This window comes from Mycobacterium asiaticum DSM 44297 (assembly GCF_000613245.1).
Taxonomy (GTDB): domain Bacteria; phylum Actinomycetota; class Actinomycetes; order Mycobacteriales; family Mycobacteriaceae; genus Mycobacterium; species Mycobacterium asiaticum.
This window is the reverse complement of the sequence record NZ_HG964936.1, coordinates 66,267-80,940: the sequence shown is the minus strand read 5'-3', so window position 1 is coordinate 80,940 and position 14,674 is coordinate 66,267. Positions and strand designations below refer to the sequence as shown.

Sequence of the window (14,674 nt, the reverse complement as noted above, 5' to 3'; positions counted from 1 at the left end):
GATTGGTTGTTAGCTTGGAGACGGCCGCGTAAGCGAACCGATCACAGGGAAGGCGACCAATGCCGATCGCAATCAGCCCCGAACATCAAGACCTGGCCGACTCGGTGCGGTCCCTGGTGGCGCGGATCGCGCCGTCGGAGGTGCTGCATGCGGCCATGGAGACGCCGCTCGAGAATCCGCCGCCGTACTGGCAGGCCGCCGCCGACCAAGGTCTGCAGGGCGTACACCTGTCCGACTCGGTCGGCGGGCAGGGCTTCGGCATCCTTGAATTGGCGATCGTGCTCGCCGAGTTCGGCTACGGGGCGGTGCCCGGTCCGTTCGTGCCGTCGGCGATAGCCAGTGCGCTAGTCGCCGCCCACGACCCGGACGCGAAGGTGCTCGCCGAGTTGGCCTCGGGTGCGACGATCGCAACGTACGCCCTGGACTCCGGGCTGACCGCCACCCGCCACGGCGACGTCCTGGTGATTCGCGGCGAAGCGCGTGCGGTGCCGGCCGCTGGGCAGGCCTCGGTGCTGGTGCTGCCGGTCGCGATCGACAGCGGCGAAGAGTGGGTGGTGCTGCGCGCCGAGCAGCTGGAGATCGAGTCGGTACAGAGCCTGGATCCGCTGCGGCCGATCGCCCACGTGCGGGCCAACGCCGTGGAAGTCGGCGACGACGTGGTGCTGGACAACCTGAGCATGACCACCGCCCACGCGTTGATGACGACGTTGCTGTCAGCCGAGGCGGTGGGTGTGGCGCGCTGGGCCACCGACACCGCGTCGGGTTACGCGAAGATCCGCGAGCAGTTCGGTCGGCCGATCGGGCAGTTCCAGGCCATCAAGCACAAATGCGCGGAGATGGTCGCCGACACCGAGCGGGCCACCGCGGCGGTGTGGGACGCCGCCCGCGCCCTGGACGAGCTGCGCGATGGCGCGGACAACCACCTCGAATTCTCCGCGGCCGTAGCCGCCACCCTGGCCCCGGCCGCGGCTCAGCGCTGCACCCAGGACTGCATTCAGGTGCACGGTGGCATCGGTTTCACCTGGGAACACGACACCAACGTGTACTACCGCCGGGCGCTGATGTTGGCCGCTTCGTTCGGCCGCAGCTCGGAGTATCCGCAGCGGGTGGTGGACACCGCGACCACCACCGGGATGCGCGAGGTGAACATCGATCTGGATCCGGAGACCGAGGAGCTGCGGGCCGCCATCCGCGGCGAGGTCGCCGCGTTGAAGAAGATGGACCGGCCGGCCCGCGCGGTGGCGATCGCCGAGGCCGGGTGGGTGCTGCCGTACCTACCCAAGCCCTGGGGCCGGGCGTCGAATCCGGTCGAGCAGATCATCATCGCCCAGGAGTTCGCCAGCGGGCGGGTGAAGCGGCCACAGGTCGGCATCGCCGCCTGGATCATCCCGTCGATCGTCGCGTTCGGCACCGAGGAGCAAAAGCAACGCTTCCTGCCGCCGACTTTCCGCGGCGAGATGATCTGGTGCCAGCTGTTTTCCGAGCCTGGGGCCGGCTCGGACCTGGCGGGGTTGTCCACCAAGGCGACCAGGGTCGACGGCGGGTGGCGCATCACCGGCCAGAAGATCTGGACCACCGCCGCGCAGTACTCACAGTGGGGCGCCCTGCTGGCCCGCACGGACCCGAGCGCCCCGAAGCACAATGGCATCACCTACTTCCTGATGGACATGAAGGCCAAGGGGGTGACGGTCAAGCCGCTGCGCGAGCTCACCGGTCACGAGATGTTCAACACCGTCTACATCGACGACGTGTTCGTGCCGGACGATTGTGTATTGGGCGAAGTGAACCGGGGTTGGGAAGTCAGTCGCAACACCCTGACGGCGGAACGGGTCTCAATTGGTAGCAGTGACGCAAACTTCCTGGCCACACTGCCGCAGTTCGTCGAGTTCGTCCGGGACGGACAGTTCGACCAGGTGGCTCAGCACCGCGCCGGACAATTGATCGCCGAGGGGCACGCCGCCAAGGTGCTGAACCTACGTTCCACGCTGCTGACGCTGGCCGGCGGTGACGCCATGCCCTCGGCCGCGATCTCCAAACTGTTGTCGATGCGAACCGGACAGGGCTACGCCGAGTTCGCGGTGGCATCCTTCGGCGCGGAGGCCGTAATCGGCGACCCCGACCAACTGCAGGGCAAGTGGGGCGAATATTTGTTGGCCAGCAGGGCCACCACGATCTACGGCGGCACCTCGGAAGTGCAGCTGAACATCATCGCCGAGCGCCTGCTGGGCCTCCCCCGCGACCCTTAATAGGTGGCGCGCTAACCACCTGGCCGGTCACCACCACCAGTTCCACCAGGGCCGTCCCCAGCCCCCGTGACCCCAGCCATGGCCCCAGCCCCCGCCGCGGCCCCAACCGCCGCCGTGGCCCCAGCCGCCGTGGCCGTGGCCGCCCCAACCGTTGCCGCCACGTACCGGAATGGCGTGCGGTCCGAGCTGCGGTGCTTGCGCGACGGTGGTGATGGTGGCGGGCGGTGCCGCCTGGGCAGTGGGGGCGGCGCCGAACAGCAGTGCGGAAGTCAACGCACCGGCGCCCACCGCACCGGCCGCCGCAATCCGTGCGCAACGCGGGGTGATCAACATTGGAACTCCTCCCAAGAGTCTTCGAATTGCCACCACCAACGCTATTGAAAACTTTCTGAGCAAACCATGGTTATTTCATTTGATGTAGCTGTATACCTTAGGATTATTCGTCACAAATACTGAAATGCAATTCACTGAAACGCTTTGAACTGTGGCTACTGTTATGCGGACGTACTGAAGTACGGTAAATATCCATCAGTATCTCAGTGCAAATTACAGCACCGGAGATCGCTGTCAGCAAATTTATTAAACGGGCGTACAGCAAAGGTCCAGGTAACGCCCATAGACTGACTCACTGCTTGGCCCTCGGAGGAAGGTCGCCGCAGTGAGTATTGAATCGATCGGGGATGGAGTGCCGACTGAGCGCTTCGCCAACTTCCGGCAACCGCAGCTGCCCCGGATCCGCGAGCAGCCAACCATCGGCTACCGCACCCGCAAACCGCCGGCCCGCGTTCAGCGCACGCGCCGGACCGTCGACCTGTCCCCCGCCACCCATCGGGCGCTGGACATCTGGCAACGTGATGCCGCTGACCGCCTCGGACTGGCGCGGGTGACCGGCCAGGACGTGATCACCGCGCTCATCGAGCAGCTGCTGGTCGACCCGAACTTGTCGGCCCAGATCGTCCAGGTGATAGGAGCCCGCAGAGTGTGAGCTAGAGCGGCCTACCCGTCGGCGGCGCCGCTCTTCTCGTCAGCTTTCTCGCCGGCTTTCTCGCCGTCGTCAGAGTCAGCTTTCGCAGAGCCACCGTTCTCTTCGGCCTTCTCGGAGCCTTTCTCGGAACCCTTCTCGGACCCCTTCTTCGAGCCCAGGTCCTTCGCCTTACTCTTGGCTTCTTCCTTATCGTCGACATCGAGTTCGCGCAGCTCGCGCTTGAGGATCTTGCCGGTGGGGTTACGCGGCAGCTCGTCGAGGAAGATGACCTCGCGCGGCACCTTGTACCTGGCCAGCTCCTCCTTCACGTGTTTCTTGAGGGTGTCCTCGTCGACATCGGAGCCTTCCTTCTTGACCACGAAGGCACGCAGCCGGTGGCCCCACTCCTTGTCCTCGACGCCGATCGCGGTGGCCTCCACGACGTCGGGATGGCCGCTCAGGCAGTCCTCAACCTCGGCCGGGAACACGTTCTCCCCACCGGAGACGATCATCTCGTCGTCGCGGCCGCTGACGAAGAGCAGGCCGTCCTCGTCGAAGTAACCGACGTCGCCCGAGGACATCAGGCCATCGATGATCTCCTTGTGGCCGCCGCCGGTGTAGCCCTCGAACGGGAAGGCATTGCCGACAAAGATCCGCCCGACCTCGCCCTGCGGCTTCTCCTTGCCGTTGTCGTCGAGGATCTTCACCTTGACGCCCTTGACGACGGGCCCAACCGTCGCCGGATCCTTCTCCAGGTCTTTGGGGCCCGCGATGGCCGCGAACGCGATCTCGGTGGAGCCGTACATGTTGTAGATCACCGGCCCGAAGTCCTTCAGCGCACGAGACGCCAGTTCGGCACCCAACTGCGAACCGGACACGAAAATGATCTTGAGGTGAGACAGGTCGGGCTTCTTGTCCATCTTCTCGATCGCGTCCAAGAGTCGCGACAACATCACTGGCACCACGACCATGGCGGTCACCTTGTGCTTTTCGAGGTCTTCGAGCACCAGCGGCGGCTTGAACTTGCGGCGCAACACCAGCGTCGAGCCCAGGAACATCGCGATCGTGGCGTGCAGGAACCCCAGCGCGTGGAACATCGGCGCCGGCAGCGAAGTGATTTCGTTGGCCTTGAACGGCACATGGGAGAGGATGCCGCCGACCGGGGCCAGTGTTGGTGGAGTACTGCGGTTCGCACCCTTCGGGGTTCCGGTGGTGCCGCTCGTCAGAATGATGATCGATGCGTGCTTGCCGGCCTTGGGAGCCGGATCCTTGCTGCTGCGCTTGATCAGGTCGGCCAGCGTCTCGTCTTCGCTGCCCGAGTCCTCGTCGCTGTCCGGGTTGGTGCCCAGCGCCCGCAGGAAACCCAGTTCTGGCTCGGCCTTGCTGACAGTCTTGGTGTATTCGTCGTCGTAGATGATCAGCTTGGCGCCCTCGCGCTCGGCCACCTCTTTGACCTGATTGCCGGAGAACTCGCTGTTCAGCAAGATGATGCGAGCACCCACCCGGGCTGCGCCGAAGTAGGCGACCAGAAACCAACGCGTGTTGCGGGCCAGGATGGCGACGCCGTCGCCGGCCTTGACGCCCTTCTCGATCAGCCCATTGGCGACCGCGTGGGCGGCCTCGTCGAGTTCCCGGAAGCTGAACTCGCCCTCTTCGTCGATGCACGCGGCGCGGTCTGGGGTGCGGGCGGCGTTGAGGGCCGGCAACATGCCGAATTCGCCCCATTTGACGATACCGCTGGCCAAGGTGGCATAGTTCTGCGGCGGTTCGATCCGGAACGCACCGGACTCGAAAATCTTGCGCACGTAGTGCAGTTCGGCGGCGCCGCGTTCAACGTATTGCTGGATTTTTCCGACGCCGGGCAGGTCGCTGAGGTTAGGCATAGTCCTCACCATATGTGACGGAGGTCGCAATGCGACCAGTAGGTTTCCACCGAATTACCATCGGCATCTATGACCAAACCCGTGTCGCTGGACGTGACCGGACGCGAGGTCACGATCACCCACCCCGACAAGGTCGTTTTCCCTGATCACGGCGCCACCAAGCTCGATCTGGTCCGCTACTACCTGAGCGTGGCCGACGGTGCGCTGCGCGGCGTGTCGGGCCGGCCGATGATTCTCAAACGGTTCGTCAAGGGCATCACCGAGGAAGCGGTCTTCCAGAAGCGAGCGCCGGCCAAGCGGCCGGACTGGGTCGACGTAGCCACCCTGCGGTACGCCTCGGGCACCTCGGCCGACGAGGCGGTCATCCATGACGCCGCCGGGCTGGCCTGGGCGATCAACCTGGGGTGCGTAGACCTCAACCCGCATCCCGTGCTGGCCGAGGACCTCGACCATCCCGACGAACTGCGGGTCGACCTGGACCCGATGCCCGGTGTTTCCTGGCAACGCATCGTCGACGTGGCATTGGTGGCCCGCGACGTGCTCGAGGATTACGGCCTGACCCCCTGGCCGAAAACCTCGGGCTCGCGAGGTTTCCACATCTATGCCCGGATCGCGCCGCGCTGGCCGTTCAGCAAGGTGCGACTTGCCGCGCAGACCGTGGCGCGCGAGGTCGAACGCCGTGCACCGGACTTGGCAACCAGTCGGTGGTGGAAGGAAGAGCGGCAGGGCGTGTTCGTCGACTTCAACCAGAACGCCAAGGACCGCACGGTCGCCTCGGCCTACTCGGTGCGGGCCACCCCGGATGCCCGGGTATCCACGCCGTTGCGCTGGGACGAGGTTGCCGACTGCAACCCGGAGGCATTCACCATCGACACGGTTCCCGACCGGTTCGCCCGGATCGGCGACCCGTGGGAGGGCATGGACGACGCGACGGGTGGGCTCGAAGCATTGCTGGCCCTGGCCGAGGAGATGGGCCCGCCGGAACGGGCGCCCAAGGGCGCCGGCAAGAGTGCCGATGGCCGCCGACGATCCGTGATGCCGCTGATCGAAGTGGCACGCACCAAAACCAAGGACGAAGCGATGGCCGCGCTGGACACCTGGCGGCAGCGCCACCCGGCCGCGGCCGAGCGACTGAAGCCCGCCGACGTCCTGGTCGACGGGATGCGCGGGCCGAGTTCGATCTGGTACCGGATCCGGATAAACCTGCAGCATGTGCCGGCCGACGAACGGCCGCCGCAGGAGGAATTGATCGCCGATTACAGTCCCTGGGTTGGGTACACGCCGAAGCCGCGACCACGCAACTGACGCTCGGGTAAGGCACGCGATACTCTCACGCTGTGCAACAGGGGTTGAGCCGGCGGGGATTCCTGCAGGTCGCCGCGGCTACCGGACTGCTGGCGGCGTGCGCTGAGAACAAGCCGCCGCCGGGGTCGCCGGGTGGCGGGTCGGTGACGATCAAGCATCTGTTCGGCGAGACCGTCGTCAAAGAACCACCCAAGCGTGTCGTCAGCGCCGGCTACACCGAGCAGGACGACCTACTCGCGGTAGGTGTGGTGCCGATCGCGGTGACCAACTGGTTCGGCGACCAACCGTTCGCGGTGTGGCCCTGGGCGCAACCCAAACTGGGCCCGGCGCAACCGGTTGTGCTCAACCTGGACAGCGGAATTCAGGTCGACCAGATCGCCGGGCTCAAGCCCGACCTGATTGTGGCGACCAACGCCGGCCTGGACGCCGACACCTATCAGAAGCTGTCGGCGATCGCCCCGACGATCGCTCAGTCCGGCGGCGACGCGTTCTTCGAACCGTGGAAGGACCAGGCCACCGCCATCGGTCAGGCGGTGTTTCAGGCTGACCAGATGAAGTCGTTGATCGCGGCCGTCGACGGCAGGTTTACCGATGTCGGCCAGAAGAATCCACAGTGGAAGGGCAAGAAGGCGCTGTTGATGCAGGGCCGGCTCTGGCAGGGCACGGTGGTTGCCACCGTGGCAGGCTGGCGGACCGATTTCCTGAACCAGATGGGACTCGTCATCTCCGACAGCATCAAGTCCTACGCCACCGATCAGCGCGCGGTTATCCCCCGCGACCGAATCAAGGACGTGCTCGATTCCGCCGATGTGCTGATCTGGTCCACCGAGAGTCCCGAGGACGAGCAGGCGCTGCTGGCCGACCCGGAGGTGGCCGGATCGGTAGCGAGCGCCCAGAAACGGCACATTTTCACCAGCAAGGACCTGGCAGGAGCCATCGCCTTCGCGTCACCGCTGAGCTATCCGGTGGTGGCCGATCAACTTCCGCCGCAGATCACCAAGATCCTGGGTTAGCCGCGCTTAGCATGAGCGTTTGCTAAGGCACCTCTGGCAGTGCTCGAAAGTTGATGGCCGACGCCGCAATTCCGGGGCTACCGTGAATTATGAATGCGACGGAGATCACCGAGTTGGCCTGTGACGTCGTCGACTATGGAGACCAGGCGCTGCTGCTGCAATGCGACAGCACGGCCGACGTACTGGCATGGGCCGATGCGCTGCGTGCTGCCGCCCTGCCCGGCGTCGTCGACATCGTCCCCGCGTCGCGCACCGTTTTGGTGAAGTTGCACGGTCCCCGCTTCCAGGGCGTGACCCGCCAGCGCCTGCGCAAGCTTCGGGTGGCGCCGGAATCCGCCGATTCGCTGAGCGACCCGGACCGGGAGGTGGTGATCGACGTCGTATACGGCGGTCCCGATCTGGCCGAGGTCGCTCGACACACCGGCCTGAGCACCGCGCAGGTGATCAATGCACACACCAGCACCCCGTGGCGGGTCGGATTCAGCGGGTTCGCCCCGGGATTCGCGTATCTGATCGGCGGTGACGAGCGGCTCCGGGTGCCGCGTCGAACCGAACCGCGGACATCGGTGCCGGCCGGATCGGTGGGCCTGGCCGGCGAGTTCAGCGCGGTCTATCCCCGCCGGTCACCCGGCGGATGGCAGATCATCGGGCACACCGACGCGGTGATGTGGGACGTCAACCGTCCCGATCCCGCATTGCTGGCCCGCGGGACATCGGTCCGGTTCCGGGCGCACTAGGAGGCTCGCCATGACGACTCTGGAAATCCTGCGCAGCGGACCGCTGGCCCTGGTCCAGGACCTCGGCAGGGCCGGACTGGCCCACCTTGGTGTCGGCCGGTCCGGGGCCGCCGACCGGCGCTCGCATGCGCTGGCCAACCGACTGGTCGCCAACCCCGACGACTGGGCCACCGTCGAAGTGACGTTCGGCGGCTTGTCGGTCCGGGTGCGCGGCGGCGACCTCGACATCGCGGTCACCGGAGCCGACACGGATCCGACCGTGAGCGGAATCTTGTTCGGTACCAACAGCATTCACCATGTCCGGGATGGCCAGGTGATTTCGTTGGGCACGCCTCGGGCCGGGCTGCGGTCGTATCTGGCGGTACGCGGCGGCATCGGTGTCACACCGGTTCTGGGCTCGCGCAGTTATGACGTGCTGTCGGAGATCGGGCCGCTGCCATTGCAACCCGGCGATGTATTACCGGTGGGCGAGCACACCGCCGACTTCCCGGAACTCGAGCAGGCCCCCGTCGCCGCGATCACCGACGATGCGGTGGAGTTGCTCGTCATCCCGGGGCCCCGCGACGACTGGTTTGTCGACCCCGACGCCCTGGTGCACACCGATTGGGTGGCATCCGACCGCAGCGACCGGGTGGGCATGCGCCTGACCGGGCGGCCGCTGCAGCAGCGTAACCCGGACCGGCAGCTACCCAGCGAGGGTGTGGTTCGCGGCGCAATTCAAGTGCCGCCCAACGGTTTACCGGTGGTCTTGGGTCCCGATCATCCGATCACCGGTGGTTACCCGGTCATCGGCGTGGTGATTGACGAAGACATAGACAAATTGGCGCAGGTGCGGCCCGGTCAGCACGTGCGATTGCACTGGGCGCGGCCCCGTCGGGCCCGGTGAACCCGGGCTGGTAGAACAGGATCGTGCACACCGCACGGCTGGTACACACCGCGGATCTCGACGTCGAGACGCGACGCGGGATCTGCCAGATGGTGACTGCGGCATTCGCCGGCGACTTCGCCGATACCGACTGGGACCACGCACTGGGCGGGATGCACGCGCTGATCTGGCATCACGGCGCGATCATCGCGCACGCCTCGGTGGTGCAGCGGCGGCTCCTCTATCAAGGCCGGGCACTACGCTGCGGCTACGTCGAAGGTGTTGCGGTGCGCGAAGATTGGCGAGGACAAGGGCTGGTGCACGCGCTGTTGGACGGCGTCGAGCAGGTGATGCGCGGTGCCTACCAACTCGGGGCGCTCAGTTCCACGGTGCAGGCCCGCCGCCTCTATGCGGCCCGCGGCTGGCTACCGTGGCTCGGGCCGACGTCGGTGCTGGCCCCCACCGGTCGGACCCGCACGCCCGAGGACGACGGAACGGTGTTCGTGCTCCCGGTGAGCGTCCGGCTGGACACCTCTGCGGAATTGACATGCGATTGGCGCGACGGAGACGTCTGGTAGTCCGACGGTAATCGGGTCCCTCACACGCCGCAGTGCTCTGCGGTGATCCGAAATTCATCCCCGGGTCACTGCCAGAAGCGCTCGCGCAACAAAGCATTCCTAGCGTAATCGGCAATCGATGACGTTAGGAGTCTGCATGTTCGCCGAGTTTCGGAGGTCACTGAGGGGCCGTTCGCACGTGATTTCCGACTGGGACCCCGAGGATGTGGCGGCCTGGGAAGCGGGCAACAAGTACATCGCGCGGCGCAACCTGATCTGGTCGGTAACAGCCGAACACGTCGGGTTCTCAATCTGGTCCCTGTGGTCGGTGATGGTGCTGTTCATGCCCGCATCGGTATACGGGTTCTCGGCCGGCGACAAGTTCTTGCTCGGCGCCACCGCCACTCTCGTCGGTGGTTGCCTGCGCTTTCCTTACACCTTTGCCACCGCGAAGTTCGGCGGTCGCAACTGGACCATCTTCTCCGCGGTGGTCCTGCTGATACCCACCGTCTTGACCCTGTATCTGCTGGCACATCCGGGTCTGCCGTTGTGGCCCTATCTGGCGTGTGCCGCACTGGCCGGGTTCGGCGGCGGCAACTTCGCCTCCTCCATGACCAACATCAACGCCTTCTATCCGCAACGGCTCAAGGGTTGGGCGTTGGCGCTCAACGCCGGCGGGGGCAACCTCGGGGTGCCCATGATCCAGCTGGTCGGACTGCTGGTGATCGCGACCGTCGGTGATCGTCAGCCGTATTGGGTGTGCGCCGTGTACCTGTTGCTGTTGGCCGTCGCCGGGATCGGCGCCGCGCTGTACATGGACAATCTGCCGCAATACCGCATCGAAATGAGCACCATGATCAAGGTGTTGGCCGAGCCGCACACCTGGGTCGTCTCGTTGCTCTACATCGGCACATTCGGTTCGTTCATCGGGTTCTCGTTCGCCTTCGGCCAAGTGCTGCAGATCAACTTCATGGCCGGTGGACAGTCGAGCGCGCACGCCGCGCTGCACGCCGCGCAGATCGCATTCCTCGGGCCACTACTGGGCTCGTTGTCGCGGGTGTACGGCGGCCGCCTGGCCGACCGGATCGGGGGTGGCCGCGTCACCCTCGGCGTTTTCTGCGCCATGATCCTGGCGGCCGGAATCCTGGTCAGCGGAAGCACTTTCGCGGAGCACCACCGTGGACCGGCCCCGGCGGGGGTGATGATCGGTTACATCGCGGGCTTCGTGGCCCTGTTCATTTTGTCGGGCATCGGCAATGGCTCGGTCTACAAAATGATTCCGTCGATCTTCGAGGCCCGCAGCCACGGCCTCGGACTCGACGAGACACAGCGCCGCCAGTGGTCGCGCTCCATGTCCGGTGCACTGATCGGATTCGCAGGAGCGATCGGCGCTTTGGGCGGCGTCGGCGTCAATCTCGCGCTGCGCCAGTCCTACCTGGCCAGTGGCAACGCGACGTCAGCTTTCTGGGTGTTCGTCGGGTTCTACGTGGCCGCGGCGCTGCTGACGTGGGCGGGCTACGTGCGCAGGCCGCTTCGGGCGATCAGCCCGGCGAGCGGCGCGGCCAGCCCCGGTCTGGCCTACGTCTAACCGAGTCGTAAACCTGAATGTAAACCCGGATGTAACGCAGCTCACTGGAATTCCAGTTGTCAGCGACTTTGCAGACAACTGGAATTCAACTTACAGCCGATATCGACCCTTTCGGGTTGACTGCCGTCCGTTCTCGATGTGAGCATCGAAACAGACCGCGGCGCAAGCCTCTTGGACATCGAGGTGCCGCTGAGGTGCCCAGAAAGGTTGGGCAGTCGAGTGGGCCGTAACCATCACATCGCCGAATGGAATCCCGAGGACGTTGTGGCCTGGGAAGCCGGCAACAGCGCGATTGCGCGCCGTAATCTGCTCTGCACCACCGCCGGTGATCATGTCGCGTTCTCGATCTGGTCGCTGTGGTCGGTCATGACGCTGTTCATGCCGGCGTCCGTGTACGGCTTCTCGGCCAGCGACAAATTGTTGCTGGGCGCCGTCGCCACATTGGCCGGCGGCTGCGCGCGCATCCCGTACACATTGGGCATCGCGCGATTCGGCGGCCGCAACTGGACGGTGTTCTCCGCCTTCGTATTGCTGATTCCCACCGCGGGCACCATCGTGTTGCTGGCCAACCCCGGCGTGCCGCTGTGGCCGTACCTGGTGTGCGCGGCACTCACCGGCCTAGGCGGCGGGAACTACGCGGCATCGCTGGCCAACGTCAATGCCTTTTACCCCCAACGCCTCAAAGGCGCCGCCCTGGCCATCAACGCCGGTGTCGGCAACCTCGGCGTGGCCGTCATCCAACTGGTCGGGCTGCTGGCCTTGGCCACTGCCGGACACCAGGCACCGTACTGGGTGTGCGCGATTTACTTGGTGCTGCTGGCGATCGTAGGGGTCGCGGCCGCGTTGTTCATGGACAATCTCGATCACGCCACGCCGCCGAATGCCATGCGCTCCATCCTTTCCGTCTCACACACCTGGGTGATATCGCTGCTCTACATCTGCACGTTCGGCTCCTGGATCGGTTTCGCTTTCGCGTTCGGTCAGGTGTTGTTGGTCAACTTCGAGGCACACGGCGAGACCGTTGCGCACGCTTCCCTGCACGCTGCCCAGATCGCTTTCGTGGGGCCGCTGTTGGGTTCACTGGCCCGGATCTACGGCGGCCGGCTGTCCGACCGCATCGGCGGCAGCCGGGTCACCCTCGCCGTACTGGTCAGCATGATCGTGGCCGCCGGCTTGCTGGTCGGCATCAGCAGCCATGACGACAACCGACCTGGTACCAGCGGCGCCTCGCTGGTCGGCTACGTCGTCGGCTTCATCGCGCTGTTCATTCTGGCCGGCATGGGCAACGGTTCGGTTTTCAAGCTGATCCCGTCGATCTTCGAAGCACGCAGCCGCTCAATGGACCTCACCGAGGCGCAGCGGCGGCAGTGGTCACGGGCGATGTCGGGCTCGCTGATCGGATTCTGCGCGGCAGTCGGCGCACTCGGCGGCGTCGGCATCAATCTGGCCCTGCGTGAGTCCTACCTGCGCAGCGGCACTGAGACAGGCGCATATTGGGCGTTCCTGGCGTCCTATGTCGTTGCCGCGTGGCTCACCTGGGTGATGTACGTGCGCCGACCGTCCATTCCTGTGACGAAGAACGCAGCCGAGAGCAATGCGGCAGCAATTGCCAGGTAACGCAATGGAAATGTGTCAGGCATACACAAGTGGTATGGCCCAGCCACCGTCTGCGCCACTGACTGGTTACCGAATCGCAGTGACATCAGCTCGTCGTTCCGAGGAGCTGTGTGCCCTGCTGCGCCGGCACGGAGCCGAGGTCTTCAGCGCCCCCGCGATCAGCATGATCGCGCTGCCCGACGACGACGAACTGCACCGTAACACCGAGGCGTTGATCGCCCAACCGCCGGATATCCTGGTCGCCCACACGGGCATCGGCTTCCGCGGCTGGGTGGCCGCCGCCGAGGGATGGGGCTTGGCCACCGAACTGATTGATGCGTTGTCGGCCGCTCGGGTCGTCTCGCGTGGACCGAAAGCGACCGGCGCGCTGCGCGCTGCCGGATTGCGTGAGGAATGGTCCCCGGAATCTGAGTCCTCGCAGGAGGTGCTGGAATACCTGCTGCAGTCTGATCTTTCGGGTAGGCGCATAGCGATCCAGTTGCACGGTGCCGCCGACGGTTGGGATCCGTTCCCCGAATTCATGGCCGGGTTGCGTTCCGCAGGCGCCGAGGTGGTGCCCATCCGGGTATACCGTTGGATGCCAGTTCCTTTGGGCGGCGAGTTCGATCAGCTGGTCACCGGCATCGCTCGTCGGCAGTTCGACGCGGTGACCTTCACCTCGGCGCCCGCGGCGGTGGCGGTGCTGGAACGCAGCCGTGAACTGGACCTCGAAGACCAGGTGCTCGACGCACTGCGCACCGGCGTACACGCGATGTGTGTGGGCCCGGTGACGTCCCGGCCACTGATCCGGCGGGGCGTGCCCACCTCTGCGCCCGAGCGAATGCGGTTGGGCGCCTTAGCCCGTCACATCGCCGAAGAGCTGCCGCTGCTGGGTTCCTGCAGCGTGAAAGCCGCCGGCCACCTGCTGGAGATCCGGGGAACCTGCGTTCTGGTGGACGGCTCGGTCAAGACGGTGTCGGGTTCTGGAATGTCGATCCTGCGGGCGCTGGCCCACCGTCCCGGCGATGTCGTGGGACGTAACGAGCTGCTGCGGGTGTTGCCCGGCAACGGCGATGACACACACGCCGTGGACACCGCCGTACTCCGGCTCCGAACCGCCCTGGGCGACCGGAACATCGTCGCGACGGTGGTCAAGCGCGGGTATCGGCTGGCTCTCGATACCGGCCCGGACGCCGCATGAGCCTGATCTTGACCGCGCACGGCACCCGCCGCGCGTCGGGCGTCGCAATGGTGGGCGACCTCGCCGCCCGGGTGGGTGAGCTGCTCGACCGCACCGTCCATGTCGCGTTCGTCGACGTACTCGGACCCACCCCGAGCGAGGTACTTTCCGGCCTGTCCGCGAGTGGCGATGACGGGCCCGCAATTGTGGTGCCGGCGTTCCTGTCTCGTGGCTATCACGTCCGCGCGGATTTGCCCGCACACATCGAGGCCAGTGGGCATCCTGACGTCACCGTCACGCGGGCGCTCGGACCCGGCCCGGAGGTCACCCGGATCCTGGGTCAGAATCTTCTCACATCCGGTTGGCAGGCAGGCGATTCGGTGATTATGGCGGCCGCCGGCACCTCGGATCCGTATGCCCGCAACGATTTACACAGTGCCGCGGCAGCTTTGTCCGCACTGACCGGATCTCGGGTAGATCTCGGTTTCGCCTCGACCGGTTCGCCGACGGTGGCTCAGGCGGTGGCTGACGCCCGGCGCCGGCGTGCGCGCCGCGTGGTCATCGCGTCCTATTTGCTGGCCGACGGGCTGTTTCAGGAACGCCTGCGCGACTCCGGGGCGGACCTGGTGACGCCGCCACTGGGCACCGACCCGGGCATGGCACGCTTGGTGGCGAACCGCTTCCGCAGCGCCGCCATATTGGCGGTCACCGGGCGTCACTGACGTACGGCGTGACCAAGG

General features: G+C 65.8%; 12 protein-coding genes and 1 pseudogene. 11 read left to right on the top strand and 2 right to left on the bottom strand.

Annotated features, from left to right (window positions below; genetic code table 11):
* The first annotated feature begins 59 nt into the window (after window positions 1-59).
* The gene (locus BN972_RS00345) at window positions 60-2,246 is read left to right on the top strand and encodes an acyl-CoA dehydrogenase (protein ID WP_036351557.1); all 2,187 of its coding nucleotides are present in this window, start codon (window positions 60-62) and stop codon (window positions 2,244-2,246) included.
* A 27-nt stretch (window positions 2,247-2,273) separates the two neighbouring features.
* On the opposite strand, the gene BN972_RS00340 is transcribed toward BN972_RS00345, so the two are convergent.
* Complete coding sequence (locus BN972_RS00340) at window positions 2,274-2,579, bottom strand: hypothetical protein (RefSeq protein WP_051544913.1); 306 nt, start codon at window positions 2,577-2,579, stop codon at window positions 2,274-2,276.
* Window positions 2,580-2,904: 325 nt separating this feature from the next.
* Here BN972_RS00340 and BN972_RS00335 point away from each other — a divergent pair, with 325 nt between their 5' ends.
* Complete coding sequence (locus tag BN972_RS00335) at window positions 2,905-3,231, top strand: ATPase (protein WP_235192337.1); 327 nt, start codon at window positions 2,905-2,907, stop codon at window positions 3,229-3,231.
* A gap of 200 nt (window positions 3,232-3,431) precedes the next feature.
* Here the strand turns inward: BN972_RS00335 and fadD2 are convergent.
* Window positions 3,432-5,093: pseudogene (gene fadD2, locus BN972_RS00330) on the bottom strand (long-chain-fatty-acid--CoA ligase FadD2); the annotation flags it as partial.
* Between the two features lie 69 nt (window positions 5,094-5,162).
* On the opposite strand from fadD2, the gene ligD reads away from it, so the two are divergent.
* The 9 genes from ligD (at window position 5,163) to BN972_RS00285 (ending at window position 14,656) form a co-directional block, all read left to right on the top strand.
* Window positions 5,163-6,398 carry a non-homologous end-joining DNA ligase gene (gene ligD, locus BN972_RS00325; RefSeq protein WP_036351551.1) on the top strand — a complete coding sequence of 412 codons (1,236 nt, stop codon included), beginning with the start codon at window positions 5,163-5,165 and terminating at the stop codon, window positions 6,396-6,398.
* A gap of 32 nt (window positions 6,399-6,430) precedes the next feature.
* Window positions 6,431-7,411 (top strand): ABC transporter substrate-binding protein, encoded by a 981-nt coding sequence (locus BN972_RS00320; protein WP_036351546.1) that lies wholly within the window; start codon window positions 6,431-6,433, stop codon window positions 7,409-7,411.
* Between the two features lie 89 nt (window positions 7,412-7,500).
* Window positions 7,501-8,148, top strand: a complete 648-nt coding sequence (pxpB, locus tag BN972_RS00315; protein ID WP_036351544.1) for a 5-oxoprolinase subunit PxpB — start codon at window positions 7,501-7,503, stop codon at window positions 8,146-8,148.
* 10 nt (window positions 8,149-8,158) lie between these two features.
* A complete protein-coding gene (locus tag BN972_RS00310; RefSeq protein ID WP_036351539.1) occupies window positions 8,159-9,034 on the top strand; it encodes a 5-oxoprolinase/urea amidolyase family protein in 876 nt (291 codons plus the stop codon).
* Between the two features lie 20 nt (window positions 9,035-9,054).
* The gene (locus tag BN972_RS00305; protein WP_036351536.1) at window positions 9,055-9,591 is read left to right on the top strand and encodes a GNAT family N-acetyltransferase; all 537 of its coding nucleotides are present in this window, start codon (window positions 9,055-9,057) and stop codon (window positions 9,589-9,591) included.
* Window positions 9,592-9,727: 136 nt separating this feature from the next.
* A complete protein-coding gene (locus BN972_RS00300) occupies window positions 9,728-11,158 on the top strand; it encodes a nitrate/nitrite transporter (RefSeq protein WP_051544911.1) in 1,431 nt (476 codons plus the stop codon).
* 219 nt (window positions 11,159-11,377) lie between these two features.
* Entirely contained in the window at window positions 11,378-12,775 is a 1,398-nt protein-coding gene (locus BN972_RS00295) for a nitrate/nitrite transporter (RefSeq protein ID WP_036356085.1), read from the top strand.
* Between the two features lie 34 nt (window positions 12,776-12,809).
* Window positions 12,810-13,955 carry a uroporphyrinogen-III synthase gene (locus tag BN972_RS00290; protein WP_036351533.1) on the top strand — a complete coding sequence of 382 codons (1,146 nt, stop codon included), beginning with the start codon at window positions 12,810-12,812 and terminating at the stop codon, window positions 13,953-13,955.
* Entirely contained in the window at window positions 13,952-14,656 is a 705-nt protein-coding gene (locus BN972_RS00285) for a sirohydrochlorin chelatase (protein ID WP_036351530.1), read from the top strand. The genes BN972_RS00290 and BN972_RS00285 overlap by 4 nt, the downstream gene beginning before the upstream one ends.
* Window positions 14,657-14,674: the final 18 nt, after the last annotated feature.

Bases quoted from the DNA above. Each gene is read 5' to 3' on its own strand.
- BN972_RS00290 (WP_036351533.1), top strand. From the start codon at position 12,810: ATGGCCCAGCCACCGTCTGCGCCACTGACTGGTTACCGAATCGCAGTG.
- pxpB (WP_036351544.1), top strand. From the start codon at position 7,501: ATGAATGCGACGGAGATCACCGAGTTGGCCTGTGACGTCGTCGACTAT.
- BN972_RS00285 (WP_036351530.1), top strand. From the start codon at position 13,952: ATGAGCCTGATCTTGACCGCGCACGGCACCCGCCGCGCGTCGGGCGTC.
- ligD (WP_036351551.1), top strand. From the start codon at position 5,163: ATGACCAAACCCGTGTCGCTGGACGTGACCGGACGCGAGGTCACGATC.
- BN972_RS00345 (WP_036351557.1), top strand. From the start codon at position 60: ATGCCGATCGCAATCAGCCCCGAACATCAAGACCTGGCCGACTCGGTG.
- BN972_RS00310 (WP_036351539.1), top strand. From the start codon at position 8,159: ATGACGACTCTGGAAATCCTGCGCAGCGGACCGCTGGCCCTGGTCCAG.
- BN972_RS00300 (WP_051544911.1), top strand. From the start codon at position 9,728: ATGTTCGCCGAGTTTCGGAGGTCACTGAGGGGCCGTTCGCACGTGATT.
- BN972_RS00340 (WP_051544913.1), bottom strand. From the start codon at position 2,579: ATGTTGATCACCCCGCGTTGCGCACGGATTGCGGCGGCCGGTGCGGTG.